This is a genomic window from Kribbella aluminosa, assembly GCF_017876295.1.
GTDB classification, from domain to species: domain Bacteria; phylum Actinomycetota; class Actinomycetes; order Propionibacteriales; family Kribbellaceae; genus Kribbella; species Kribbella aluminosa.
This window is the reverse complement of the sequence record NZ_JAGINT010000002.1, coordinates 3,677,185-3,701,753: the sequence shown is the minus strand read 5'-3', so window position 1 is coordinate 3,701,753 and position 24,569 is coordinate 3,677,185. Positions and strand designations below refer to the sequence as shown.

Here is a 24,569-nt window from a genome sequence, read left to right as displayed (position 1 = left end):
TCGGTACTTTGATTCTTGCCTGGCGCGCCCCCGGACCCCGTGAACGCTTCAGGAGAGGTCAAAGTCCCGACGGGACTTTGACCTCCATAACCGTTCACACCCGAGGCATTATTCGCCTCCAGGCTGCCGATTTTCTCCTGTCAGCCCGCGATCCGGCGGGCGACACGTTCGATGGCGTTCGTCAGCTCCCGCCGTACGCCACCGGCGCCGCGCCGCATCGGCTTGTAGAACCAGCCGATGGCCTTGGGGATCTTCTGCAGCACGCGCGGCCGGTGGCCGTAGACCGGGTGCACGATCATGCCTCGGTTCGTCATTGCGAGTTGCGGAATGCCGTGCGCGGTGATCCGGACCCGCAGCGCGGTCAGCCGGTGGGTAGAGATCCTGGATGCCGCGACGATCTTGTTCAAGCCATTCTTGCGCGGCAGGTTCTCCAGCGCGGACGCCCGCGCGGCGTCGTCCAGGGGCTTCGTGGCCTCCATCAGCGCGTCCGAGAGTTCCCGCTGCAGTCCACCCTCGGCGGCGGCCTGCAGCCGCTCAGCGGCACGGGCGAACGCCTCGCCACCCTCGAACCGGATCTCGGTCATGCAATCCCCAATGACACGCCGCCGCTGCGCCGCTTCAGCGCCAACAGCATCTGCTGAATCTGCTTCGCCGTCGCGTTGGCGTCCATCGCCCCGTTCACCGTGATCTGGTTGACCTGGACCTGTTGCGCGCGGATCCCGGACCCGTAGAGCGCGTTCGCCGCGGAGTTCCCGAGCCCGACGTCGGTCGAGGTGGCATTTGCCTGTAGCCGGTTCACCTGGTTGAAGGTGTTGACGTTGCCACCGAGCAGGGCTTTCGCGATCTGATCGCCCTGATCGACCCCGGCCCCGACAATGTCTTGGTAGGTCGTGAGATTCAGGCCACGCTTCCGCAGAGCGGCGAGGTCGGTCGCGAACTGCTGTACCTTCCGGACCTTCTCGGTCATCTGCGCGATGACGGACTGTGCCGTCAGGTTCCCGTTCGCGTCCGCCTGTGCGCCGGTGATGGAGGTGAAGGACAGCGCCGAGCTGGTGATCTGCTGCGCGTACTGGTTGCGGGCAGCAACGAGGTCGGCGAGTTTCTGCTGTGCCGCCTTCAGCTGGACCGCGATCGCAGCGCGGCGGTTCGTCTCGGCGGTCAGCAGCTTGTCCTCGGCCCGCAGGTAGGCGACGATCCGGGACTCTTTCGGCCTCGGAAGATTCAGCCCGAGCACCTTGGTCATCAGCTCGTTGAACACGACACCGATGTGGTTGGCCGAACCCATCAGGCCCTGGGCGAACGAGCCGTTGACGAACAGGTCGAGTTTCTGGAGTTCCTTATAGTGCGCCGCCTGCTTGGCCGCCGTCTGCTGGTGCGTGAGGATCGCTCCGGAGACCTTCGGGACGAACAATTCCGCCCCCTTCTCACCCACGAGGTACGGCGTACCGGCAGTGACCGAGCCGCCCCCGGCGCGGTGCTGCCCCTTCGGAATAATCAGCTGGTGGTTGCCGCCGACGGCCGACGGGTTCGTGAGGTTGACCCCGGTCGAGGAATATTGCGTGACGATGCTGATCGTCCTGGTCACGTTCGGGATGTCGATCAACTGCCGCGCCAAAGCTGCCGCCTGCCCTGCGCTGTAGCCCATCTTCTCTGCGAGCACGACGAACGCCGCCTGCGACCTCGCCGCCGCTGCCGCTGCGGCTGCCGTGCCGCTGTTCGCGTGAAGCATCGAGTCAGTGACGACGTTCGCCGCCGCTGCTACCGCGTCGAGGGCCTTCTGGTTGTCGCGGCCCGCCTGCGAGTTGAGCGACAACGCCTTGCCGTTCGTCTGGGCGGCCTTGGTGGCGTCCGCGACGGCTTGCGCGTAGGCGATCTGCGCGTCTCGCTCGCTGAGGGCGGTACCTGATAGCCGGTGCAGGGCGGCAATGAGTGCGTTGGTCGCGGCCGTCTGCCGGGCGATCTGCGCGGTCACGTCGGCGACCGCTGCACTGGTCTGGTGCGCCGAGAGGGTGATCCCCATCGCCGCCAGCTGCGCGTTGCTCAATCCTTGCGTCCAATATTTCGTGGCGGTCGCGGCCTCGGTCGCCGTGGTGGCGGTGTAGTGGAAACCGGCGCCGACAGGTTTCATCCACCGGCTGAGGGTGTCCATCACGGCACCCGCGGCGGCGGCCAGTCCGACGAATGGGCCGATGGTGGTGAACACCACGGTACGCAGCGCGGCCATCAGCACGGTCACGCTGCCGATCCCGGTCAGCCGCCGGAACGCGCCGTCGGTGTCGTTCAAGATTCCGACCAAACTCAACAGGTCGCCGGTCAGCGCACCGACTCCCCGCACCAGGTCGGCGATCGCCCCGGGGTTTTTCGCGACGCTCACCGAGAGCTTGCTCAGACCGAGCGACAGGGAGCCGAGCATGTCAGACAGCCCCGGACCGAGTTGCCCCAGCAGGGCGGCGAACGCCGCCGAGAGCGGACGGAAGGACTGCCCGAGCCGGGCGACGCCTTCGGCCAGCTTGGTTCCGAAATCGAGGACGCTGGGCGCCAGCGTGGCGAACGCGGCGGCGAGTTCCGGCTTGAGTCCGGCAAAGGTGCTCCGGGCAACGGATGCCATCAGGATGAGGGTCCGTTGGAAGGGCGTCGACAGCTCGGTCATCTGGTCGCCCATGTCGGACAGCGTCGATTTCCACGCCGCCTTCACGCCGTCGGCCTTCGCGGCGAACACCAGCCCGAGGGCGGCGAGCCCGGAGCCGAAACCCAGTACGACAGCACCGGCCGCGAGGGCGCCCACAGGGACCAGGAGCGCCGCCACCGTAGCGGCGAGACCGGCGATGACCGCAGGGCCGATGAGCGGTGTCTTCAAGACGCCCTGGAAGCCGGACCAGAATCCGCCACCGGCCGCCGACGCGGCGTCCTTGGCCGACTGCACGATGTCCTTCGTGCCGACGCCCATCCAGTGCAGGAAGCCCCGGACCCAGCCTCTACCGGACTTCCCACCGTCGTTCTCGGACTCCTCTACCCGGGTTACGGCCGTGGCCGCGCGTTCGGCGTCGCGGCGCACCTTCGCGAGTGCCTGTTCGGCGCGGACGACCTGACTAGCCTTCGCGGAGCCGTTGGCCCGGACCTCGGCCAGCCGCTGTTCGGCCACTTGGACCCGGCCGACGACGTCGGCCTCGCGGTCCCGCGCGGCCTGCAGCTTGGCGCTGATGCCCGCAGCTTCGGCAGTGGCCCGCGTACTCGCCGACAATGCGGCCGCCTGGCCCCGCGTCGCGGCGGCAATCCGCAGCAGAACGCCGCTCGCGTGGTCGCGGGCAATTACATCGAAGGTGAGATCTTCAGACGCCACCGGTATTTACCTCGTTGCTCGGAGCAAGCTCACGCCGGATCTCCACGAGGAGCGCCCGGAGCGCATCATTGTCAGGCTCGCGGAAGGTGAACTTCGGCGGCCCGTCCAGCGCGGTCAGGCACGCAGCCTCGGCACGCTGGAACAGCTCGCGCCGCCGACGATCCACGTCGGCCTGACGGACCCCGATGAGGGTGCCGCCCATCGGGGGTCGGATCGGGGCGCCCCTGGCAACTCGGTAGGCGTCCAGCGCGACCTCGCGCGCGCTGAAGGCGTTCATCGGAGCACCGCCCGGCCGCAGCCGCGTTCGACCCGTGTCTCGATCGGTGCGTCACCAAGGCGCCGGATATCGCGGACCACTCCGTCGAAGTCGCGGTGAGCACGCTTGCCAGCGCGCCGCAGCTTCGCGTAGGCCGCGCAGACCTGCTCACCATGGCAGGAGATCCCGCCGCTGGCGCGGCGCTCGATCCACCCATCCAGGACGGCAATGCGCTCGGTGATGTGCCGTACCGGCGGCAGCTTGGCCGAGGGAGCCGCCGGTACAGCACGAGCGGCAGCAGTGCCAGCCGCCGCTACTGCCGCCACTGGCACCGCGACGGCGATCGTGGGCGCGGTGGTCCTTGCCCCGCGCAATTTCAGATCTTCGAGACGTTGCATTTCAGTCCTCGATCCCGGCAGCCGTGCGCCACAGTGCACGGAGGTTGGCGTCCGCGCGCTGCACGCCCTCGCGCAGCAGATCCAGGCGCTCAAAGTGACTCGGGTGCAGATGCACGGTCCGCATACCCAGCGCGTCGGAGCTTTCGTGCGCTGACCAGTTCTTCGGCTCGGTTGCCTCGCGCAACTCGCGTTCCGCCTGCGCCAACCGTTCCTCGGCTTCGAGAATGTCGCCAATTTTCACGGACATTTGTTTGCCTCCTCAGGCAACCATCCCGGAATCCGCGATTTTTCCGCCATTTTTCCGCGGGGCACATTTCAGGCAATACCTGCGGGGGCGACCACGGCCGCTGCTGTGGGGTATCTCGCCACCGCAGCCCGCACAGCCGGTTTCAGGGGCTGCGAGCAACCGATCCGACTCCTGTGCGACCACCCGCCACAGCGGATCGCCCCGGCGGCGCATGTCCGCCGCGACGCGCCGCAGCCGCAGCGCCACCGACACGGACACGTCGCGGTCCACCTCACTGCGCCCCACAATGCGGGCAGTGCCCGGGAAGGCGCCGCGCGTCCGGCCGCCGCAACCACGACCAGACGCGCGGCGGCTCCTCCTCCACCGTCTCAGTGCGGCGCCGGGACCAACGGTGGCGGCGCGGTTCCGGTGGCGCGGCCGGTGGCTGCACGAGCCGCTCCCCACCACAGGCGACACAGGGCGCCGTCGCCATCGGTGGGGAGTACACCTCACCGATGCGGGGGTCGTCGGGCAGCTCCTCGGCGTCCATCACAGGCACCAATGCGTCATCGCGCCCGGCAGGTTGGGGCCGCAGTACGACCCGCAGTCTGGGCACTGCTGCCGCTGTGGCACGGGCTTCCTGCCGGTGCCGCGCGCCGGACCAGCACCCTTGCGTAGGTTGCAGAGCCGGTGCGCGAGGCGGAGATTGCTCCGCTCGTTGGCAAGATCGGGCCGATCTGCCACCGGTACCACATGGTCGACCTGTCCCACCCTCGGGTCGGCGCGATCTTGGATCGACTTGTCCACCGGCTGCCCGCAAAGGTGACAGCCGGTCTCCTCGCGGAGCACCTGCTCCCGGAGGTTCCGGTACGTGGTGCCGTCGAGCCACGCCCGAGACGACCGGCAGGCGTCGCAACGCGACCTCGGCTTGCCGCCCTTGGGGGCCTTCGGTGGCGCCTGGAACTCCGCGCCACAACTCGAACAAATCATCGGTTGTGCCTTTCTTCGAGGTTACTACCCTGCGTGACGGCCGCCGGGGTAGGGGCGGCCGAAATCTTCCGCCAGGACCCTTTTCACAGCGCATCTGTGAAGCCACGCACACACGAAAAGGGGGCGGGAGCGTGACGGTGACCGCGCGGCGCCCTCGCCCCCTTTTCGCCGGGTTGTTAATCATTTACCAGTCGCCTCCGGGATTGGTTACTGATTCACCGAGGCGGAGCCTCGGTGGGGCTCCGCTTTATGGAGCCCCACCCCCGATGGCTGTGCGATCTCCCATGCCTGCAGAGCCATCGGAAGGACACGGCGCCTACGGCGCCCGCAGAACACGGGCGGGTGGGTCATCGGATCTCGGTAGCCCCGAGCTCGACCGAGATCGCTGTCCATGGACCATCCAGTTCGGCCAGATCAGCCGGTTCATCCGGTTTCCCAGGGAGGGTCATACCGAACCGGCGTAGAACCGGATCGAGGTCCGTCGAGACGTATCCACGCTTGCCGTTGGTGTCCGGTCGGGCGCTGTGGATGTTGAACGAGTTCACCAGCATCCGGCCCATTCGCTGAGCCGTGAGCGCCTTCGGTCGAGCGGGAGCGACGTCCCACGCATCCGGGTGGACGTCGATCAGCTTGTAGAGGAGGTGCTCGGTGGGGGTGAAGGTCGCGCCGGGTTCCCACACTTCACAGATGTGTCGAAGCAGCACGATCGCGGGCTTTTCCTGCATGATCCCTTCCTCTCGTTCGATCTCGATGCGTCGGATATCGCGCACGGCCATCTGATCCACCAGGTCCGGCCACTGCCCCCCTGCCGCTGCGGCTACCCGCTTCAGCGGGAACCACCGTTCCTTGGCCCGTCCACGGATTTCCACGGGCAAGGGCGGCCGGTTCTCGCGGACCATGTCGCGGACCGTGTCGACCCAGTCCCTCAGGTGCTCGGCGATGTCGAGCACCTCGGCCTCGTTCATTTCCCAGTCGGAATCCTCGGCTTCGCCGTTGATGTCCGGCATCAGCAGCACCCGGATGGACCTGCTCCGGGTGTCGTCGGGAAGGTTGGGGTTATTGCCCGCCATGGCGACCGGGGAGTACGTCGACATCTCGACCGCGTCCCACCCACCCCCCTTCACGGGCGTCAGGACCGGGCGCGTACCGCCCCGCTTGTAGCCCGAGTTGAGGATCGCGAGCAATTCGCCGACGCCGTCCATATCCGGGTTGAGCGACCGGTCCGCCTCATCGATCAGGATCGTCCGCAGGCCCTTGTCGAGCATCCGCACCAACAACGCGGGCGAGGACAGGGACGCCATCTGGACCGGGTGAAAGCAGAGCCGCTCCAGATGCTCCAGGCATGTCGTCTTCCCTGAACCTGGTACGGGCGAGTCGATCACCAAGCGAGGACTCGTGTACGTCTCGACGGCCAGGTGTGTCGCCGCAGCCCACAGGGTCAGCAGATCCAAGTCGCTGTCGTCCACGGTGCAGATGAACCGAGACAGCCATGCACGGACTTCATCCAGTTCCTTGCACCCCCCTCTCAGGGAACCGGATGAACCGGCTGAAGTGGCCGAACAGGATGGAGCGTCGCCTAGATGACCGGCGGTCACGGGGTCACCTGCCCCATGGTGAGACCTTCGAGCCGCCGACAGCGGTCACACAGCCCGAAGGTCATGACGCCGCAAACGTGACCACTGATCCGGAAGTGCTGTGCGCCGCAGAAGAATTTCGCGGACATCGGTGGGACGTACTCGCGGCAGCGATCGCAGGTGCGGTCCTCGCGGGAGCCGGGCTGCGCATGGCGCAGCGCGACGACAACCACGGTCGTGCCGTCGTACGGCAGCGCGACCAGACGCGTCCGGGTCGCAACCCGGACGATCTGCCCGCGAAACCATGCAGACGGTTCCCACGGAGGAGTTACAGTGGACTTGAGCTTGCCGTCGGGGCCGCTCGTGGTGGCCGCCCGAGTAGGGGCGGCCACTTCCTTTGCATCGGGGCGGCCATCTTTCTTTTCGCCAGGTGGCACGTTGGTTCCTCAGGTGGTGAACCGGGGCGCCTGACCGCTGCCCGTGGTGAGTGTGAAAGCTGACCAGTGCCAGGCCAGCGAGAGAAGGTGCTACGAGGCGTCGCGCTCGGCGCGACGGCGGGCACGGCTAGCCTTCGATGCGAGGCTCATCCGGAGCATGTGCGCATGCATCAGATGACCTACGCGGGTTTCGAGTTCGTCCGCTGGCAGGATGCCGTCGGGATCGACCTCGCGGGCGAACTTGGCACGCAGGCCCGCGCGGGCTGGTGCGGTGGCAGCGGTCCTGTCGGTGGTGTGGCCCCAGCGTTCGGCGGCCATGATGCGGGCGGCCAGGGACCGCACTTCGGGATCGTTCGCGGGCACGGGAAAGCCTCCACAGGCTAGGGAACCTGCGCTAGGCGTCCCGTGACGGACCTGCCGACCGGCCGGTCACGTGGCTGCGCTTGTTGCCGTCCTACGCCTATTCCGGGCTACGTTCCCTCCCGGCACTTCGGTTCGGACACGACCGCCAGGAGCAACTATGTACGCAAAACGCTACACGGCACACTGGACAAGACAAAGGCGATTCCGTCCGGGGTTCAGAGGTCGCCGTCCACATCCAGGCGCCGGGACTCGGCGATCGCCCGTTCGGCGTCGGCGTACTGCGTGTACCGCCGCAGCATCCGGGGAGACCGCCAACCGGCAAGGGTCATGAGCGACTGTTCCGACAGCCCGGCATCCTTCCTGCGGGACGCCCAGGTGTGCCGCAGGAGATGCGGATGTAGGCCCTCGATCCCTGCCTGGAGGCCGCGCGCGGTCAGCATCTGATGAAGGCCGCCGTATCCAAAACTTCGGCCCATCCCGCCCAGCCACAGCGCCGACGTGCCTGCCTTCGGATGGGTACGCCGTACCCGCAGCCACCGGTCGAGCGCACGGGCGGTCTGCGCGTTGAACTCGACAACCCGTTCACGGTCCCCCTTGCCCTGCACGAGAGCGGTGCCGGTGGCAACTTTCACATCAGGCACCCGCAGGCCGCACAGCTCGGATGCGCGCAGGCCGGAGTTCAGCAGCAGCCGGATGATCGCCTCATCCCGTCGGGGCATCAGATCCTTGCCCCGGCACGTGGCGAGTAGGGCCTTGATCTCGTCGGCCGACAGCGGCCGGACCACCTTCTCGCCGATTTTCGGCGCCTTCAACTGGACGATGGGGTCGCTGTCGAGTTCATCCTCGGTGACCAGCCAGGCCGCGTACTGCTTCACTGCGGTGAGCCGAATGTCAGCGGTCGCTGGCGCAAACCCGGAGTCCATCAGGTGGGCGAGCCAGGCGCGCACCTGGTTGCGGTCGATCACCTCGGGCAGTCCGTTGGCGCGGCAGTACTCCCCGTACTGCTCAACACCGGCCCGGTAGACCGTGACGGTGCGCGCCGACTTCCGTTCGGCGCGGAGATGGACTAGCCAAGAGTCGAGTAGGTCGAGCACGGTTCCTCCCGCATATTCTTCAAAGCACCCTTGTGCTGACCCCAGCGCGCGTGGTATCTCGACCCGATTACCGGTCTGACCTGCCGGTTCGTCCCTAAAGGGCCGAACCGGCTTCATGACGTAAGTGTCCACTATCTGTGCAAGTCGGGTCCTGAATCCTGGATAACGGTTGCGGCCGCTCGCCACCGGCACGCCAGAACCGGCCCGGGGGTGGATCCGGGGGTTATCGGTGAAAGGATGGCGCCGGGCGGGGCCCGCGATCCGGGACCGCCTGCCTCGACCGGAACCACGGAGGAACCTGTGACTGACGCTGGTACGACGTACGACCTGGTGATTCTCGGCGGGGGCAGCGGTGGCTACGCCGCCGGACTGCGGGCCGCGACGCTCGGCCTGTCCGTGGCGCTGATCGAGAAGGACAAGGTCGGCGGCACCTGTCTGCACCGTGGCTGCATCCCCACCAAGGCGCTGCTGCACGCCGCCGAGGTCGCCGACTCGGCGCGCGAGGGCGAGCAGTTCGGGGTCCGGACGACGCTCGAGGGCGTCGACATGGGCGGTGTGAACAAGTACAAGGACGGCGTCGTCGACCGGTTGTTCAAGGGGCTGCAGGGCCAGTTGAAGGCCCGCGGCATCACGGTCATCGAGGGCGAGGGGCGGCTCACCTCTCCTACCACGGTCCAGGTCGGCGACACGACGTACACCGGCCGCAACGTCATCATTGCCTCCGGCTCCTACTCCAAGTCGCTGCCCGGGCTGGAGCTCGACGGGCACCGGGTGATCGCGAGCGAGCACGCGCTGACGCTCGACCGGGTTCCGGAGTCCGCGGTGATCCTCGGCGGCGGCGTGATCGGCGTCGAGTTCGCGTCCGCGTGGACGTCGTTCGGCACCCGCGTGACGATCGTCGAGGCGTTGCCGCGGCTCGTCCCGGCCGAGGACGCGGACTGCTCGAAGGCGCTGGAGCGGGCGTTCCGGAAGCGGAAGATCGCCTTCAAGACCGGTACGCCGTTCGAATCCGTCACGGTGACCGATTCCGGGGTGCAGGTGCACGTGGCCGGCGGCGAGGTCATCGAGGCCGAAGTACTGCTGGTCGCGGTCGGCCGGGGACCGAACACCGCCGGTCTCGGGTACGAAGAGGTCGGCGTCGCGCTGGACCGCGGGTTCGTGACCGTCGACGCCACGCTGCAGACGAGCGTGCCGGGCGTGTACGCGGTCGGCGACATCGTGCCGGGGCTGCAGCTCGCGCACCGCGGATTCCAGCAGGGCATCTTCGTCGCCGAGCACATCGCCGGGCTGTCGCCGACGCCGATCGACGAGACCGGGATCCCGCGCGTGACGTACTCCGAGCCGGAGGTCGCGTCGGTCGGACTGACCGAGGACCAGGCGCGGGAGAAGTACGGCGAGGTCGACATCCTCAACTATCCGCTCGGCGGGAACGGCAAGTCGCAGATCCTCAAGACGTCCGGCTTCGTGAAGCTGGTCCGCGCCCGCGACGGCGCGATCGTCGGGCTGCACATGGTCGGCTCCCGTGTCGGCGAGCTGATCGGCGAGGCGCAGCTGATCTACAACTGGGAGGCGTACCCGGCCGATGTCGCGCCGCTCGTGCACGCCCACCCGACCCAGAACGAGGCCCTCGGCGAGGCGCATCTGGCGCTGGCCGGGAAACCTTTGCACTTCCATGACTGACCCTGCTGGTTCACCCCAGTAGGTTGGGGCTGCAGGAGCGTGGGGGACGGCCGTGACCCGGATCCCGCGCGCTCCGGCGGCACCGTAGGCTGACACTCGACCGATCAGACGAAGGAGCAACGACCGTCATGCCGACCTCTGTATCCCTGCCGGCCCTCGGGGAGAGCGTCACCGAAGGAACCGTCACCCGCTGGCTCAAGCAGGTCGGTGACACGGTGGCCGTTGACGAGCCCCTGCTGGAGGTGTCGACCGACAAGGTCGACACCGAGATCCCGAGCCCTGTCGCCGGCACCCTGCTGGAGATCAAGGCCGCCGAAGACGAGACCGTCGAGGTCGGCGCCGAACTCGCCGTCATCGGCGACGCCGGCGAGGCTCCCGCCCCCGCAGCCCCGGCCGCCGAGACTCCTGCACCCGCCGCTGACCCGGCGCCCGCCGCTGCTCCTGCTGCTGCTCCTGCGGCGGCAGCAGCCGCTCCGGTCGCCGCGGCTCCGGCCCCGGCAGCTGCCTCCGCTCCGGCCCCGGCCGCTTCCGCGCCTGCTGCTCCGGCCGCCGCTGACCCGGCGCCCGCCGCCGCTTCGGGTACGTCGGTGACCCTGCCGGCCCTGGGCGAGAGCGTTACCGAGGGCACGGTCACCCGCTGGCTCAAGCAGGTCGGCGACGACGTCGCCGTGGACGAGCCGCTGCTCGAGGTCTCCACCGACAAGGTCGACACCGAGATCCCGTCGCCGATCGCCGGCAAGCTCCTGGAGATCAAGGTCGCCGAGGACGAAACCGTCGAGGTAGGCGCCGAGCTCGCCATCGTAGGCGCCGGCTCCCCCGCCGCAGCACCCGCCGCCGCCCCGGCCCCGGCTGCTCCGGCCCCCGCTGCTCCGGCCCCCGCTGCTCCGGCTGCCTCGGCCCCCGCCGCCGCTCCGGCCCACGCTGCTCCGGCCGCCTCGGCCCCGGCTGCAGCTCCGGCTCCGGTTCCCGCCGCAGCACCCGCCCCGGCTGCTGCACCAGTTCCCGCTCCGGCAGCTGCACCTGCCCCGGCGGCCGCCTCGGCGCCCGCGCCTGCTGCTGCCCCCGCTTCCGCCGTACCCGCTGCTGCTCCGGCTCCCGCCGTACCGGCCGCGTCGCCGAACGGTGCCGCCGCCGACGGCCCGAACTACGTCACCCCGCTGGTCCGTAAGCTGGCCGCGGAGCACGCAGTCGACCTGAACGCAGTGCAGGGCACCGGCGTCGGCGGCCGCATCCGCAAGCAGGACGTGATCGCCGCCGCCGAGGCCAAGAAGGCCGCGGCAGCCGCCGCACCTGCCGCCACCCCCGCCGCTCCGGCACCGGCAGCCAAGGCCGCGACGATCAGCCCGCTGCGCGGTACCACCGAGAAGATGAGCCGGATCCGCAAGGCGATCGCCGCGCACATGGTGAACAGCCTGAAGGTCTCGGCCCAGCTGACCACCGTGGTCGAGGTCGACGTCACCGAGATCGCCAAGCTGCGGAACGCGAAGAAGGCCGAGTTCGAGGCCCGCGAAGGCACCAAGCTGTCCTTCCTGCCGTTCTTCGCGCTCGCCGCGGTCGACGCGCTGAAGCAGTACCCGAAGCTGAACGCGTCGATCGACGAGGAGAAGGGCGAGATCACGTACCACGCCGCCGAGCACCTCGGCATCGCGGTGGACGTGGAGCGCGGCCTGATGGTCCCGGTCGTGCACAACGCGGGCGACCTGAACATCGCCGGTCTGGCGAAGAAGATCGCCGACCTCGCCGACCGCACTCGCAACAACAAGGTGCTGCCGGACGAGATGGCGGGCGGTACGTTCACCATCACCAACACCGGTAGCCGGGGCGCGCTGTTCGACACCCCGATCCTGAACCAGCCGCAGGTCGGCATGCTCGGGACCGGTGCCGTGGTGAAGCGCCCGGTCGTCATCACCCACCCGCAGCTCGGCGAGACGATCGCGATCCGGCAGATGGTGTACCTGGCGCTGACCTACGACCACCGCCTGGTCGACGGCGCCGACGCGGCCCGGTACCTGACGGCCGTGAAGCAGCGCCTCGAAGAGGCCCAGTTCGACGTCTGATCCGATCGACGACGGCGCCGGTGCCTGTCCTCCCCGCGGGGGACGGTCACCGGCGCCTTCTCGTTCACCCAACAGGGAGTAGCACGGGATGAAATACGTACTGGCCGGCGCGTCCGGCTTCCTCGGCCGGGCACTCGCCCGCGATCTGGTTGCCGACGGCCACCAAGTACTGCGGCTGGTACGGCGTACCCCGGCAGCACCGGACGAGCTCCGCTGGGACCCGGCCCGCGGCGACCTGGACCCGGCCGCACTCGACGAGACCGACGTACTCGTCAACCTGGCCGGCGCGAACATCGGCCGCCCGTGGACACCGACGTACCGGCTGAAGATCCGCGAGAGCCGCGTCCGTACGACGGCAACGCTCGCGGCCGCCGCGACGCAACTCGACCGCCCACCGGTACTGATCACGCAGAGCGGGATCGGCGGCTACGGCACCGACCTCGGCGACCGCATCCTCACAGAGGACTCCGACCTCGGCGACGGTTTCCTCGCCGACGTCGTCCGTCTGTGGGAGGGCGCGCTCGAACCCGCCCGCACCGCGGGCAGCCGAGTGGCCGCCCTCCGCACGGGCGTCGTACTGGACCGCAAGGCCCCAGCGTTCCAGCTCCTGTCAATCCCGTTCCGCCTAGGCCTCGGCGGACGCCTCGGTCCGGGAACGCAGTACTTCCCGGTCGTCTCCCTCACCGACTGGATCCGCGCCGTCCGCCACGTAGCGGAGACCGACACCATCAGTGGCCCGGTCAACATCGCACTACCAACCCCAGCAACGAACACCGAGTTCACCGAAGCCCTCGCAACGGCCCTCCACCGCCCGTCTGCCCTCCCCGTCCCGTCCACCCTGCTGAAGCTCGCCCTCGGCGAATTCGCCTGGGAACTCCTAGGCAGCAAACGCGCCCTGCCAACCCGCCTCCAATCCACCGGCTTCACCTTCCACCACCCCCACATCACCACCGCAGTATCCGCCGCCCTCGCCTAACAACGAGGACGGTGTACGTAGACCCCGCACTGCCGCCGGACTAGTCACCCAACAACGCCCTCGACCCCCACCAAGCCACCCCTCGCCCCCTCCCGCCCGACGCACCACGAGACGACACACCAGCCCAGCACGACAGGGCACACACGGCGCAGCACCATCCGGCGCAGCACCACACGACGCGGCTCAGCACGATCCGGCCCAGCACGACCCGGCCCAGCCCAGTGCGACCGACCCAGCCCAGCACGACCCGGACGGCACGGCGCGAACGGCGCGGCATGACACGTCACCGCACGGCACGGCACGGACGCGGCACGACTCAGCACAGCGCGACTCACAACGATCAGCTGGGCGACATCACCCCGATCACACGACGCGAACGGTGCAGCACGGCACACGTCGCACGACGCCGCGCAGCACGACGCAACACTGTACGGACGGCGTTGATCGTCCACCCGGCCAGCGGGCTGTCCGGGCGCTTGGAGTTTGCCGGGCTTCTCCGAGCAGAGGTTGATCGCGACGGGCTCCGCGACAGCGTGCGGCACGGGCGTGCAGGGGGTCACGCTTGGGCAACGGTGGTGATGCGCCAGGGCTGGCTGCCCGGGCGGTTGGGGCTCGGATGTACGGCGGTGAGGGTGATCAGCCGCGCCGACGGTTGGCCTGGTGGGAGTGGGGTTTTGGTGCCCTCCTGGTCAACGGCTGCACCGGCGGTGAGGTGGTCGACGGTGCGCAGCGTGACGGTGGTCGGCGTACGGGCGGCGATCGTGGTGCTCTCGATCGTGATCTGGAGACCTTGCACGCGTACCTTCTGCTTCCGATAGCTCGCCAACAGCGCACGATCAGCGGCCCAAGGAGAGCTGCCCGGTACGTAGATCTCGTCGAGCGCAGCCATGTCGAGAGTCCAGAACGCCTTCGAACGTTGGGCATCAAGCGCCTCCAACGTCCGCAACCACCCAACCGGATCAACAGTCGCGATCGTGCTCTGATCAGGCGACGTCTCCCCCGTAGACGCTCGCGTCGGCTCGCCCGCCCGCGTCGGCAGCCTGCCGGATGGCGTCGTCACCACTTGCGTGGAGGTGGGCTGAGCTGAGGTCGGCTGGGTAGACGTGGGACGCGTGGAGGCGACCGCCGTGGTCCTCGGCTGCGTGGGTGTTCCCTGCGGGGACGTCGGGCGGGTGGCGGTCAGCGGTGGGACCGGGGGCGATTGGAGCGGTTCGGACTGCGCGGTTGTCGAGGTGTCGAGGGTGCGTACTGCGGCGATGCCTAACACGAGTACGACGACAGCGCCGGCTGCGACCGCAGCGAGAATGCCGTACGCCGGATGCGTGAACCGCCCAAACCTCCGCCCACCAACAACAGCCCCCCGACGCCGCAGACGAACGCGCCGGTGCCCATCCGCACGCCGCAACCGCCCACCACCACGAATCCCACCACGATGATCTGCACCACCCGGCCCAGGACCACCCGGCCCAGGACCACCCGTCCCAGGACCACCCGTCCCAAGAGCGTCTGTCCTAGAACCGGCCGTCCCATGACCACCCGCGCCTGGACCACAGGATCCGGCACCGCCGAGTCCCACACCAGCGGATCCCGCACCAGCGGATCCGGGACCACCGGATCCCGCACCACCGGATCCCACACCACCGGATCCCACACTGGCATCAGCCGCATCAACAGCGGCGGCATGACCAGCAGCCGCACCATCGTTCGTCCCGTAGCCATCAAGCGCAGCAGGGCGAGCCTCGACGTCGCGGGCGGTACCGCCCGCGGTTGCAGCGCCACGGGGCGCGTCAGCACCGGTCGCCTGCTGTCGGGCCGGCGTGAGGCATGCCGTTGAGGGCCGTGCTGCTCGGCGTGATGCGCGGGGCGCTGGGAGGCGTGCTGATGTGGGGTGTGGTTCTGGGGTCGAAGGGGTCGGTGGTGTTCGAGGAGTTGTGGATTGGGGTGTTGGGGATGGGTTGGGGGGTGCAGCGGTGGGCGGAGCGGGTGGTGCGGATTGTGCGGCCGGTGGGGGTTTTGGTCCGGCGACTTACGCGGGGGCGTTTGGGGTTTGGGGTGGTGGGAGTGGGGTGCTCGGGTTGGGGTGGGTGATTCGTTGGCCGGGGTGGGGGTGTGCTTGGTGGCGGTGGTGCGAGTGGGTTGCGGGCGAGGGTTGGGGTGTCGTCATCGTCGGGCGGGGTGGGTGGGCTCTGGCGGCGATTGGTACGGGTGGCGGTGTCGTTGGTGGGGTGATCGTTGGGTGCGCTGGAGTCGGGAGGTGCCTGGGCGGGGTTCGGCGGGGGTGGTGTCGCAGCCTTGGGCGCTTCGCTTGGAGCGGTCGGGCGGATGTCGGAGGCAGCGGGGGTGGGGGCTCCGGCAGATCCCGTTTCGAGCTCGCCGGGCGCAGGGGCTCGGGCAGCACCCCCTTGTCCTTCGCGGGAAGCGGAGGCTCCCGCAGGTTCGCTTTTTGCTTCGCGGGGGGTAGGGGGTCCGGCGGGTTCCTTTTGTGCTTCGGCGGCAGAGTTCGTGGATCTTGTCGGTGGCTTGCTGGGCATGTGTGCGCGGGCGGGTTGCGGTGGCGGGTCGGGGGATGCGTGTTCGGTGGCGGAGGTCGTTGGTGGGGCTGCCGGTTCGAGGGGGTTGGTGGGGGTTGTTGGTCGGGCGGTGGAAGGCGGTGTTGGGAGGCTGGGTGGGAGGAGGCCTTCTGGGGGGATGGCGAGTTCTATGGGCTCGGCCGGCGAGAGGGTTAGGAGGCGGGTGGGGATGGCTTTGAGGGGTGGGGTGGTGAAGAGGGTGGAGGTGAAGAGGTGGGGATCTGCGCCGGATCGGTGGGCCAGCTGCGACAGGGATTGGGTGTCGGATTGAGGGGTGCCTCGGCGCAGGGTTGGGTCGGTGAGGATGGGGCGGCCGTCTGCGTCGAACATGATGTTGTTCGGGGTGATCGAGCCGTGGGTGAGGCCGCAGTCGTGGAGGTAGGACAGGGCCGAGGCCAGGGGGGCCAGCAGGGTGACGAGCTCGCCTTGGGAGAGCGGGCCTCGGCGGGTCAGGAGGGCGGATAGGGTGCCGGCGGCGAGGTGTTGGCTGATCAGGATCCAGCCGGTTTCGGTTTCGCGGAAGTCCGCGAGGCACGCTATGTGGGGATGGCGGAGGCGGGTCAGTTTGGTGAGGTCCTCGCGGACGCGTTGGCTGTCGGGGAAGGTGCCGGTGGGGATGTGTTTGAGCACGGCGTTGCGGCCGGTTGCGCGGTCCCGGACCTGCCAGACGGTGCCGGCGGATCCGGACCCGAGCTGCCGGCGCAGGCTGTAGCCGGCGAGATCTGCGAGGTCCATGCCCAAGAGGATGCACCGATCGCGCACACCCCTGCGGAAGTTATCCACAGCCCAGGGAGCGGTCCGCGCCCCGGCAGCACCACGCGCCGGACCGGACAGCACCTCCATGCCGGGCGCAACAGGCCGGCACCTACGCACGGGGGCGCGGCCGGGCGGCACCTACGCACGGGAGTGCGGGCGGGCGGCACCTACGCACGGGGTGCGGGGGTGTGGGCGGGCGGCACCTATGCGCCAGGCGCGAGCGGCGGCGGCTTCGGGCTGAGTGGGGCCATGGGCGGGGGTGAGCGGGTGGGACCTAGACTCGGGGGTGTGAGGGTTATCAGGTGAGTGGTATCGAGTATGTGGAGGCCGGGTTCGGCGGCGATGCGGTGGAGTACGAGGCCGCCTGGGCTGAGCAGCGGCGGTTGCACGCGCTGGTTGCTGATGGCACCGGCTCCGGCACGGTGATTCTGCTCGAGCACCCGCCGGTCTACACGGCCGGGAAGCGTACCGAGCCGCACGAGCGACCGCTGGACGGTACACCGGTGGTGGACGTCGATCGCGGCGGCAAGATCACCTGGCATGGACCCGGGCAACTGGTCGGGTATCCGATCGTCAAGCTGGCCTCACACGTGTACGTCGTGGACTACGTCCGCCGGCTCGAGGAAGCGCTGATCGGGGTCTGCGCGGAGCTCGGCGTCCGGACCGGGCGGGTCAAGGGTCGCAGCGGTGTCTGGGTGGCTGCCGACGACCGCGGCCGGGAGCGGAAGATCGCCGCGATCGGTATCCGGGTCGCGCAGGGCGTGACCATGCACGGTTTCGCGCTGAACTGCAACAACGACCTGGCTTGGTTCGACCGGATCGTGCCGTGCGGGATCTCCGACGCGGACGTGACCACGCTGTCCATGGAGCTCGGTCGCGAGGTCACGATCGCGGAGGTTCTGGACCCGGTACGGCGGCAGCTCGACGAGTTCCTCGCCTGGAACGAGTACGAGCGCAGCCCGGACATCGACCATCACGAGGAGCCGCCGACCGCGATCACCTACGGGTTGACGGTCTGAGGCTCCAGCCCGACGGCTGCGCGCCAGTCGGCGTGCAGCGCGCGGAGCCGGGCGGCGACCTCCGGTTGCGCTGACAGCTCGTTCCGCTGTTCGCCGATGTCGTCGGCGAGGTTCGCGAGGAACCAGCCTTCCCCCATCGGCGCGTGCTCGTAGTCACGCAGATGCCGGGTGCTGGCGTTGTCGTCGACCCAGCTGAGCTTCCAGTCGCCCGACCGAACCGCCCACTGGAATCCGCAGTCCCAGTGCAGGTTCTCGTGTGCGACGTCGCCCACCCCGGTCAGCACCGGCAGGATGTCGACACCGTCCGTACCGTCAACCGTTGCACCGGCCGCTGCCGCGAGCGTGGGTACCAGGTCGAGCGTGCTGACCAGTGCGTCCGTACGGCGACCCGCCGGCATCTGCCCAGGCCAGCGCCAGAGCATCGGGATCCGGATGCCACCGTCCCAGAGCGTGTACTTCGTCCCGCGCAGCGGCGAGTTGTCGCCGAAGTTGCAGGTCGAGCCGCCGTTGTCCGTCACGTACACGACGATCGTGTCGTCACCCGCCGCGTCGAGCAGCCGCCCGATCTCGGCGTCCATCAGCTCCAGCTGCGCCAGGTAGTACTCGCGGCCGTGCGGCAGGTTCGGCACGATCACGTCGTCGTACCACTCCATGAACGGGCCGTCCGCTTCCGGGGACCAGTCGCGGAACGCGGGCAGGCCGCGGGCCTTCAGCTCGGACTCGGGCAACTGCCAGCAGAAGTTGTGTACTGCGTTGAACGCCACCATGCAGAAGTACGGCCGTTCGTCGTCCGCGCCGATGAACTCCGTCGCGCGCCGGCCGAACTCCGCGGTCAGGAAGCCCTCGTGCTCAACGGGCTCATCACCCGACAGCAGCGGCTGCACCGCCATGTGGTGTGCGGCGGGCTGTCCGTACGACTCCACCGCGTCGTCAGAGTGGTGCAGGTAGTTCAGCCGCCCGAACGACTGCCCGGCCAGCCCGTAGAGCGTCTCCTCGAAGCCGTGGTGGGGTGGGCACGCCCTGTCCCCCACGTCCTCTTTCCCGTAGTGCACCTTGCCGAAGTACCCGGTCCGGTAGCCCTGGTGGCGCAGTACCTCGGCCAGCGTCGGTACGTCGTCCGGCGGGAACGCGGCCGAGTCGAACCATTGGCCGCCCCATCGCTGCTGGTACCGGCCGGAGATGATCGACGCCCGCGACGGGCTGCAGATCGGTGCTGTCACATACGCGTCGGTGCAGGTCACGCCCTCCGCTGCCAGCCGGTCAAGGGCCGGTGTCTGTACGTCGGAGTGCACCCCGAGCCCGCCGCGATCGGCGTACCCATGGTCGTCGGAAACGATCAGCAGAATGTTCGGAGCGGGCAACAGCTCATCCTCTCGAGAGACGCGCGGCCTGATCCGCCTTCGCGCGGGCATCGGTCACATCCGGGTCCAGCAGCAATCTCAACCCAGCATCCAGCCGTTGCACCAGAGGCGTCTCACCGGAACGCCCTGTGCGGCCAGGTGATCCAGGTGCGGTGTTCGTAAGGACGGGCCACGGGAACAGCCCAGGGAAGGGGTTGCCTATCCGTTTGGTGCCGAAGTGTCTGCGGGGTGTGACGGCTGTTCGTCGCTACCTTGGGGTTGTGTCCAAAATTCTTGGGTTCTTGCTCGGCGTAGCCGTTGCTCTGGCCGGACCGGCCGTTTTCGGGGTGCTCGCGGCGCCGGGTGGTATCGAGCTGAACGCGAAGGAGATGGCGCTCGCCTTCGGCATCGGCGCGCTGATCTTCTGGGCCGTCGTGTCGTACTTCTCCGGCGCCGGCGCGCTCGGGGCGTTCGCCGCCTTCGGCACCCTGGTCTACTGCTGGCTCTGGATCCCGAACCGGACCACGAACTTCCTGAACAGCGTCCCCGGTGTCACCAACGGGATGATCGACGGGTTGAAGCAGTACACACTGAACGGGGTCGTGCCGGTCCTCGGGGTGATCTCGCTGGTGTACGCCGTCCAGCTGATCGTCCGCGGAGTCCAGCGGCGGCGGCGTGAGCGGGTCGAGGCCGAGCGGCTCCAGCGCGAGCAGGAGTCGGCGCAGGCGCAGCAGGAGGCGGACGTCGCTGCCGTGTACCCGGTTGCCGGAGGCTCCTATCAGGAGCCGGTGCCGTACCAGAGCCACAGCTCGTACGACGACCTGTTCGACGAGCCGGAGCCGGTGCAGCCGCGGAACCAGGCGGACGAGCAGACCCGGCAGTTCCCGGTCGGTGGGGCCGCGGGGTACGACAACACGCGCCAGTTCCCGGCGCCGGATGCCGAGAGCAACCAGTCCGACGAGCAGACGGTCGTCGCACCCACCCCCGAGGCACAGCCGGAGGAGCCTGCGACCCCAGTCGCCGAGCAGCAGCACGAAGCGCCGGCAGCCCCGGTCGCTGAGGAGGAGGCGCCACAGCCCGCAGCTCCCGTGGACGAGGAGCCGAAGGTGGAGCAGCCGGCAGCCCCCGCGGACGAGCAGCAGCACGACAAGCCCGCGGCCTCCGCAGCCGAGCAGCGGCACGAAGAACCGGCAGCCCAGGTGGCTGAGGAGGAGCCGGCACAGCCCGCGGCTCCCGTAGCCACGGAAGAGCCGGCACAGCCCGCGGCTCCCGTAGCCAAGGAGAAGCCGGCGGCGAAGCAGGAGGCGACGTCGGTGGAGGAGCCTGGTCCTGTGGTCAAGCAGAAGTCGGTGGGCGAGCAGGCCGTGGCCCCCAAGGTCACTCCCAAGGAGCAGATGGGTTCGCAGTACCGGGAGCGGATGGAGGACCCCGAGGACACCGGCGAGTTCTTCCTGGCCGCGTTCGAGAATCCGGCCGTCAAGCCGGCCTAGTAGCTACGCGACATGCATGCGCTGCGGGTGCTCCCCCCGCCGCGCATGCTCCGTGATCGCCTCCGTGTACGCCGTACTCGCCATCTTCAGCACGTCTCCGGCGATCTGCGCCCGCGGTGAGTCCGTGCTCCAGGCAAGCACCAGCTTCCGGTGGATCGGGTCCCCCACCAGCATCCGCGTGGTGACGTCCGAGGACAGCATCCGGTACGACGTGGGCGAGATCAACGCCACGCCCTGCCCGCTGGTCACGAACCCCATCAGCACCGACGTGTCCACCGAGTGATGCTCCACCCGCGGCTGGAACCCGGCCGCCTCACAAGCCGCCCGGAACAGCACGTGGAACCCGCTGTCGTCCGGCGGTTCCCCGATCCACTCCTCGTCGCAGAGCGCCGCGAGTTCGATCTCACCGCGCGTCCGGACGGCCACCGGGTGGTCCGCGGACAGCGCGACGTACGCCGACTCGGACTCGATGACCGTGGTCGCCTCGACGCCGGACGGCAGCCGGAGCTCGAACCCGGGGAACTCCCGCAGCAGCGCGAAGTCCAGCCGCCCGCTCTCCAGCTGCTGCAACAGGACACTCGACGACCACTCGACCTCGATGCTGACCTGCTCGATCTCGCCGTGCGAGCGGAGCCGGGCCGCGATCCCGGACATCGGCGCGGTCGGGAACCCGCCGAGCCGGACCGCGGACGACTCGACGGCGGTCATCGCGGACACGGTCGCGGACAGGTGGTCGACGTCGACCAGGATGGCCCGCGCGCGGTCGACGGCGTACCGCCCCAACGGGGTCGGGGTCACGCCGGTCCGCGAGCGTTCGAAGAGCTCTCCCCCGAACGCGGCCTCGATCCGCTTCAGCTGCGCGGTCAGGCTCGGCTGGCTGACCTTGAGCCAGCGGGCGGCCCGTCCGACGGACCCCGCTTCTGCCACCAGGACCACCACCCGCAGGTGGCGCAGCTCGACGTTCATGCGTTGAGACCGTAGTCGAGGTCCACGCACAGCTCACAGGCGACCTACATTGCGGTTTCGTCACAGCCGGGCCCTCCCCTGTAACGCCGGGCCCGGTTGTGACGATGTCCTACGACGCCTTGAGCGCGAGCGCCTCTCGGTAGCCGAGCCGGCGGCCGGTCTGCAGCAGTGTCCGCTCGTACAGCCGGGCGCCCAGCCGGACGATCAGCACCGTGGTGGCCAGCAGGATTGCGATCGCGACCAGCGGCTGCCAGATCGGCACGTCCTCGGTGAGCATCCGCCCCGGCATCGACATCGACGACGCGATCGGGACGAACGACGCGATCGTCTTGGCCGACGTACCCGCGAACACCGAGAAGAAGAACGGGACCATCAGGATCATCTGCCCGGGCAGCGTGGTCGACCCGAGGTCCTCCTGCCGCGTGGCCAATGATCCGGCGACCGCCCACAGCCCGGCGAGCGCGACGAACCCGAGGACGAAGAACACGACGAACCAGCCGGCGACCGGCGCGATCACCTCGAGTACGGCGGCCTGGTCGGTGGCCAGCAACCCGATCAGCGACGCCCCGGCGATCACCACGATCTGCGCGAGCGCCAGCACCGTGTTGCCGAGCACCTTGCCCCACAGCAGTGCCCGGATCGGTACCGCGGCGGCCAGGATCTCGACGACCCGGCTCTCCTTCTCCTGCACCACGCTCTGCGCGATCATCATGCCGAACCCGAGCGCGGTCATGTAGAACACCAGCGCCAGCCCGATGTTGACGAAGTGCGACACCAGATCCGGCAGCGGTCCGGGTTTCAGCAGGCTGACCTCGACCTTCGTCCCGGCGTGCAGCTCGGCCGGGGTTAACCCGGCCTTGGCCGCGTTCGCCGCGGTACCGATCGTCGACGCGGCTTCCCGCAGCGCGCTCTCGATACCGCTGTCGACCTGGTCCTTGCCGAGTACGACGTACCCGTCGGCGCCGGGCAGCAGCGCAGCCTTGACGTCGCCGTCGGTGATCGCCTTCTCCGCGGCCGGGCGACCGGTCAGCCGGACCACGTCGTACCCCTTGCCGCCGACGGTGGTCGACGCCTGCTGCACCACCCTCGCGGCCGAGTCGTCGATGACGCCGATCTTCGACGCGCTGCCCTTGCCGACCAGTAGCGCCGGCAGGATGGTCGCGGCCATCACGATCAGCAGCATCACCACGGTCGAGCCGACGAACGTCTTGTCCCGCAGCTTCGTGCTGATCTCGCGCTCGGCGATCAGCACCCACGGCCTGTCGACTACGTTCATCGGGTCGCCTCCCGGAAGACGTCACTCAGCGCCACCCGCTCCGGGCCGAACTCCAGCACCCGGCCGCGGCTGATCGCCTCTTGAAGGATCTTCTGCTCCAGCTCCGCGTCCAGCACGTCGAACAGCGCCGTACCGCCGGCCACGTCCCGCACCTGGACCCCGCGCAGGTCCCGCAGCCAGCCCGCGTCCCCGTCCACCACCAGGCGGTACGTCGCCGCGGACCCGGCCGACAGCTCCGCGACCGACCCGGCCGCGACCACCTTGCCGCGGGACAGTACGACGAGGTCGTCGCAGAGCCGCTCCACCAGATCGAGCTGGTGGCTGGAGAACAGCACCGGCACCTCGGGTGTGACCTCCTCACGGAGCAGGTCGACCATCGCGTCGACGGCGAGCGGGTCGAGCCCGCTGAACGGCTCGTCGAGGACCAGCGCGATCGGCTCGTGCACCAGCGCAGCCGCGATCTGCACCCGCTGCTGGTTGCCGAGCGAGAGGGTCTCGAGTACGTCGGTGGCGCGCTCGCCCAGCCCGAGCCGATCGAGCAACTTGTCCGTCCGCTCCGAAGCCCGCTCCGGGCCGAGCCCGTGCAGCCGGCCGAAGAACACCAGCTGGTCGCGGATCTTCATCTTCGGGTACAGGCCGCGTTCCTCGGGCATGTACCCGAAGTCACGGCGGACGCCGTGCGTCAGCGGGCCGTCCTGCCACCGCACCTCGCCGGCCGTCGCCGCCAGGACGCCGAGGATGATCCGCATCGTCGTCGTCTTCCCGGCCCCGTTGGCCCCGACGAACCCGGTCATCCGTCCCGGTACGACGTCGAAGGTCACGTCGTCCAGCGCCAGATGATCACCGAACCGCCGGGTGAGTCCACTCACCCTCAGCATGTGTCACCGTTCCCATCAAGGTCAGCCCCCCAGCCGGGCTGGTCCGCCCGACGATGACCAAGCTAGTGAGGACTGCTCTCGGCGCACGTCGCCCGTGCGGGTGATCACGGGCGTCATCCGCACGGCGGACCTGCAAGCACGCACAACTGTCGTCCCGGGCCCGCCTCGCGCGGGGCGTCGTCGCCTTCGGGCGACTTGTGCATGCGCGCAGGTCCACCGATCAGGCCGAGGCGTCGTCCCCAGGAGTGACAAGGCCGCATTCGTACGCGAACACGACCGCCTGCACGCGGTCGCGCAGGCCGAGCTTCAGCAGCACCCGGGACACGTGCGTCTTCACGGTCGCCTCACCGACGTACAGCTGGGCCGCGATCTCGGTGTTGGTGAGGCCGCGGGCGATCAGGCCGAGCACTTCGCGTTCGCGCTCGGTCAGCCCGGCCAGCAGGTCCGGGCGGTACACGCGCTCGCCGGCGCCGGCGAACCGCTTGATGACCCGCCGGGTCACCTCCGGCGCCAGCAGCGCGTGCCCGGAGTGGACGATCTGGATCGCCTCGACCAGGTCCTCGGGCGCGGTGTTCTTGAGCAGGAAGCCGCTCGCCCCGGCCCCCAGCGATTCGAACAGGTAGTCGTCGCGGTCGAAGGTCGTGAGGATGACCACCTTCCCCGCATCCTCGGCGACGATCCGCTGGGTCGCGGTGATGCCGTCCATGCCGGGCATCTGGACGTCCATCAGTACGACGTCCGGGCGCAGCGCGAGGGCCAGCTCGATCGCCTTCTCGCCGTCGGACGCCTCGCCGACCACCTCGATGTCCTGCTCGACGGACAGGATCATCCGGAACCCGGCCCGGACCAGGTCCTGATCGTCCACCAGCAGTACCCGCATCCG

Annotated in this window: 23 protein-coding genes; 5 read left to right on the top strand and 18 right to left on the bottom strand. The window is 69.1% G+C overall.

What is annotated here, in order from left to right:
• Positions 1 to 140 precede the first annotated feature (140 nt).
• The 10 genes from JOF29_RS38800 to JOF29_RS38755 form a co-directional block, all read right to left on the bottom strand.
• Entirely contained in the window at positions 141 to 584 is a 444-nt protein-coding gene (locus JOF29_RS38800; protein ID WP_209699290.1) for a hypothetical protein, read from the bottom strand.
• Positions 581 to 3,340, bottom strand: coding sequence for a hypothetical protein (locus JOF29_RS38795; RefSeq protein ID WP_209699289.1), 2,760 nt, complete (start codon positions 3,338 to 3,340; stop codon positions 581 to 583). The genes JOF29_RS38800 and JOF29_RS38795 overlap by 4 nt, the downstream gene beginning before the upstream one ends.
• Complete coding sequence (locus JOF29_RS38790) at positions 3,330 to 3,617, bottom strand: hypothetical protein (protein WP_209699288.1); 288 nt, start codon at positions 3,615 to 3,617, stop codon at positions 3,330 to 3,332. Before JOF29_RS38790 ends, JOF29_RS38795 begins: the two co-directional genes overlap by 11 nt.
• The gene (locus tag JOF29_RS38785) at positions 3,614 to 3,994 is read right to left on the bottom strand and encodes a hypothetical protein (protein WP_209699287.1); all 381 of its coding nucleotides are present in this window, start codon (positions 3,992 to 3,994) and stop codon (positions 3,614 to 3,616) included. Before JOF29_RS38785 ends, JOF29_RS38790 begins: the two co-directional genes overlap by 4 nt.
• A gap of 1 nt (position 3,995) precedes the next feature.
• On the bottom strand, positions 3,996 to 4,235 hold the full coding sequence (locus JOF29_RS38780) for a hypothetical protein (RefSeq protein ID WP_209699286.1): 240 nt from the start codon (positions 4,233 to 4,235) through the stop codon (positions 3,996 to 3,998).
• Between the two features lie 534 nt (positions 4,236 to 4,769).
• Positions 4,770 to 5,210 (bottom strand): HNH endonuclease, encoded by a 441-nt coding sequence (locus JOF29_RS46235; protein WP_372446416.1) that lies wholly within the window; start codon positions 5,208 to 5,210, stop codon positions 4,770 to 4,772.
• Positions 5,211 to 5,557: 347 nt separating this feature from the next.
• A complete protein-coding gene (locus JOF29_RS45775) occupies positions 5,558 to 6,676 on the bottom strand; it encodes a DUF3631 domain-containing protein (RefSeq protein ID WP_209699284.1) in 1,119 nt (372 codons plus the stop codon).
• A gap of 125 nt (positions 6,677 to 6,801) precedes the next feature.
• Positions 6,802 to 7,221, bottom strand: coding sequence for a hypothetical protein (locus JOF29_RS38765; protein WP_209699283.1), 420 nt, complete (start codon positions 7,219 to 7,221; stop codon positions 6,802 to 6,804).
• A gap of 90 nt (positions 7,222 to 7,311) precedes the next feature.
• The gene (locus tag JOF29_RS38760) at positions 7,312 to 7,584 is read right to left on the bottom strand and encodes a hypothetical protein (RefSeq protein ID WP_209699282.1); all 273 of its coding nucleotides are present in this window, start codon (positions 7,582 to 7,584) and stop codon (positions 7,312 to 7,314) included.
• A gap of 215 nt (positions 7,585 to 7,799) precedes the next feature.
• Positions 7,800 to 8,870, bottom strand: coding sequence for a tyrosine-type recombinase/integrase (locus JOF29_RS38755; protein ID WP_209699281.1), 1,071 nt, complete (start codon positions 8,868 to 8,870; stop codon positions 7,800 to 7,802).
• Positions 8,871 to 8,978: 108 nt separating this feature from the next.
• Here JOF29_RS38755 and lpdA point away from each other — a divergent pair, with 108 nt between their 5' ends.
• From lpdA to JOF29_RS38740, 3 genes are all read left to right on the top strand, one after another.
• A complete protein-coding gene (lpdA, locus tag JOF29_RS38750; RefSeq protein WP_209699280.1) occupies positions 8,979 to 10,358 on the top strand; it encodes a dihydrolipoyl dehydrogenase in 1,380 nt (459 codons plus the stop codon).
• Between the two features lie 128 nt (positions 10,359 to 10,486).
• Positions 10,487 to 12,415, top strand: coding sequence for a 2-oxoglutarate dehydrogenase, E2 component, dihydrolipoamide succinyltransferase (gene sucB / locus JOF29_RS38745; protein ID WP_209699279.1), 1,929 nt, complete (start codon positions 10,487 to 10,489; stop codon positions 12,413 to 12,415).
• 88 nt (positions 12,416 to 12,503) lie between these two features.
• Positions 12,504 to 13,391: a TIGR01777 family oxidoreductase gene (locus JOF29_RS38740; protein ID WP_209699278.1), complete on the top strand. Its 888-nt coding sequence runs from the start codon at positions 12,504 to 12,506 to the stop codon at positions 13,389 to 13,391.
• A gap of 556 nt (positions 13,392 to 13,947) precedes the next feature.
• On the opposite strand, the gene JOF29_RS38735 is transcribed toward JOF29_RS38740, so the two are convergent.
• The 3 genes from JOF29_RS38735 to JOF29_RS46230 form a co-directional block, all read right to left on the bottom strand.
• The gene (locus JOF29_RS38735) at positions 13,948 to 14,280 is read right to left on the bottom strand and encodes a hypothetical protein (RefSeq protein ID WP_209699277.1); all 333 of its coding nucleotides are present in this window, start codon (positions 14,278 to 14,280) and stop codon (positions 13,948 to 13,950) included.
• A gap of 371 nt (positions 14,281 to 14,651) precedes the next feature.
• Positions 14,652 to 15,110 (bottom strand): hypothetical protein, encoded by a 459-nt coding sequence (locus tag JOF29_RS38730; RefSeq protein WP_209699276.1) that lies wholly within the window; start codon positions 15,108 to 15,110, stop codon positions 14,652 to 14,654.
• 68 nt (positions 15,111 to 15,178) lie between these two features.
• Positions 15,179 to 16,696 (bottom strand): protein kinase domain-containing protein, encoded by a 1,518-nt coding sequence (locus tag JOF29_RS46230; protein ID WP_209699275.1) that lies wholly within the window; start codon positions 16,694 to 16,696, stop codon positions 15,179 to 15,181.
• A gap of 323 nt (positions 16,697 to 17,019) precedes the next feature.
• On the opposite strand from JOF29_RS46230, the gene lipB reads away from it, so the two are divergent.
• The gene (gene lipB / locus JOF29_RS38720) at positions 17,020 to 17,736 is read left to right on the top strand and encodes a lipoyl(octanoyl) transferase LipB (RefSeq protein WP_209699274.1); all 717 of its coding nucleotides are present in this window, start codon (positions 17,020 to 17,022) and stop codon (positions 17,734 to 17,736) included.
• Here the strand turns inward: lipB and JOF29_RS38715 are convergent.
• Positions 17,718 to 19,097: a sulfatase family protein gene (locus tag JOF29_RS38715; protein WP_245359853.1), complete on the bottom strand. Its 1,380-nt coding sequence runs from the start codon at positions 19,095 to 19,097 to the stop codon at positions 17,718 to 17,720. The genes lipB and JOF29_RS38715 overlap by 19 nt on opposite strands.
• Positions 19,098 to 19,357: 260 nt before the next feature.
• On the opposite strand from JOF29_RS38715, the gene JOF29_RS38710 reads away from it, so the two are divergent.
• Entirely contained in the window at positions 19,358 to 20,566 is a 1,209-nt protein-coding gene (locus JOF29_RS38710) for a hypothetical protein (protein WP_209699272.1), read from the top strand.
• Positions 20,567 to 20,569: 3 nt separating this feature from the next.
• Here the strand turns inward: JOF29_RS38710 and JOF29_RS38705 are convergent, their stop codons facing one another.
• The 4 genes from JOF29_RS38705 to JOF29_RS38690 all read right to left on the bottom strand — a co-directional run bounded on the left by JOF29_RS38705 (position 20,570) and on the right by JOF29_RS38690 (position 24,566).
• Positions 20,570 to 21,532 carry a LysR family transcriptional regulator gene (locus JOF29_RS38705; RefSeq protein ID WP_209699271.1) on the bottom strand — a complete coding sequence of 321 codons (963 nt, stop codon included), beginning with the start codon at positions 21,530 to 21,532 and terminating at the stop codon, positions 20,570 to 20,572.
• Positions 21,533 to 21,641: 109 nt separating this feature from the next.
• A complete protein-coding gene (locus JOF29_RS38700) occupies positions 21,642 to 22,808 on the bottom strand; it encodes an ABC transporter permease (protein WP_209699270.1) in 1,167 nt (388 codons plus the stop codon).
• Positions 22,805 to 23,686 (bottom strand): ABC transporter ATP-binding protein, encoded by an 882-nt coding sequence (locus tag JOF29_RS38695; protein ID WP_209699269.1) that lies wholly within the window; start codon positions 23,684 to 23,686, stop codon positions 22,805 to 22,807. Before JOF29_RS38695 ends, JOF29_RS38700 begins: the two co-directional genes overlap by 4 nt.
• 220 nt (positions 23,687 to 23,906) lie before the next feature.
• Positions 23,907 to 24,566 carry a response regulator gene (locus JOF29_RS38690; RefSeq protein WP_209700233.1) on the bottom strand — a complete coding sequence of 220 codons (660 nt, stop codon included), beginning with the start codon at positions 24,564 to 24,566 and terminating at the stop codon, positions 23,907 to 23,909.
• Positions 24,567 to 24,569: the final 3 nt, after the last annotated feature.

Excerpts from the sequence above, each read along its gene's own strand:
- JOF29_RS38700 (WP_209699270.1), bottom strand. The coding sequence starts at position 22,808 with ATGAACGTAGTCGACAGGCCGTGGGTGCTGATCGCCGAGCGCGAGATC.
- JOF29_RS38730 (WP_209699276.1), bottom strand. The coding sequence starts at position 15,110 with ATGGCTACGGGACGAACGATGGTGCGGCTGCTGGTCATGCCGCCGCTG.
- JOF29_RS46230 (WP_209699275.1), bottom strand. The coding sequence starts at position 16,696 with ATGGACCTCGCAGATCTCGCCGGCTACAGCCTGCGCCGGCAGCTCGGG.
- JOF29_RS46235 (WP_372446416.1), bottom strand. The coding sequence starts at position 5,210 with ATGATTTGTTCGAGTTGTGGCGCGGAGTTCCAGGCGCCACCGAAGGCC.
- JOF29_RS38785 (WP_209699287.1), bottom strand. The coding sequence starts at position 3,994 with ATGCAACGTCTCGAAGATCTGAAATTGCGCGGGGCAAGGACCACCGCG.
- sucB (WP_209699279.1), top strand. The coding sequence starts at position 10,487 with ATGCCGACCTCTGTATCCCTGCCGGCCCTCGGGGAGAGCGTCACCGAA.
- JOF29_RS38740 (WP_209699278.1), top strand. The coding sequence starts at position 12,504 with ATGAAATACGTACTGGCCGGCGCGTCCGGCTTCCTCGGCCGGGCACTC.
- JOF29_RS38735 (WP_209699277.1), bottom strand. The coding sequence starts at position 14,280 with ATGGCTGCGCTCGACGAGATCTACGTACCGGGCAGCTCTCCTTGGGCC.
- JOF29_RS38705 (WP_209699271.1), bottom strand. The coding sequence starts at position 21,532 with ATGAACGTCGAGCTGCGCCACCTGCGGGTGGTGGTCCTGGTGGCAGAA.
- JOF29_RS38695 (WP_209699269.1), bottom strand. The coding sequence starts at position 23,686 with ATGCTGAGGGTGAGTGGACTCACCCGGCGGTTCGGTGATCATCTGGCG.
- JOF29_RS38800 (WP_209699290.1), bottom strand. The coding sequence starts at position 584 with ATGACCGAGATCCGGTTCGAGGGTGGCGAGGCGTTCGCCCGTGCCGCT.
- JOF29_RS38690 (WP_209700233.1), bottom strand. The coding sequence starts at position 24,566 with ATGCGGGTACTGCTGGTGGACGATCAGGACCTGGTCCGGGCCGGGTTC.
- JOF29_RS38790 (WP_209699288.1), bottom strand. The coding sequence starts at position 3,617 with ATGAACGCCTTCAGCGCGCGCGAGGTCGCGCTGGACGCCTACCGAGTT.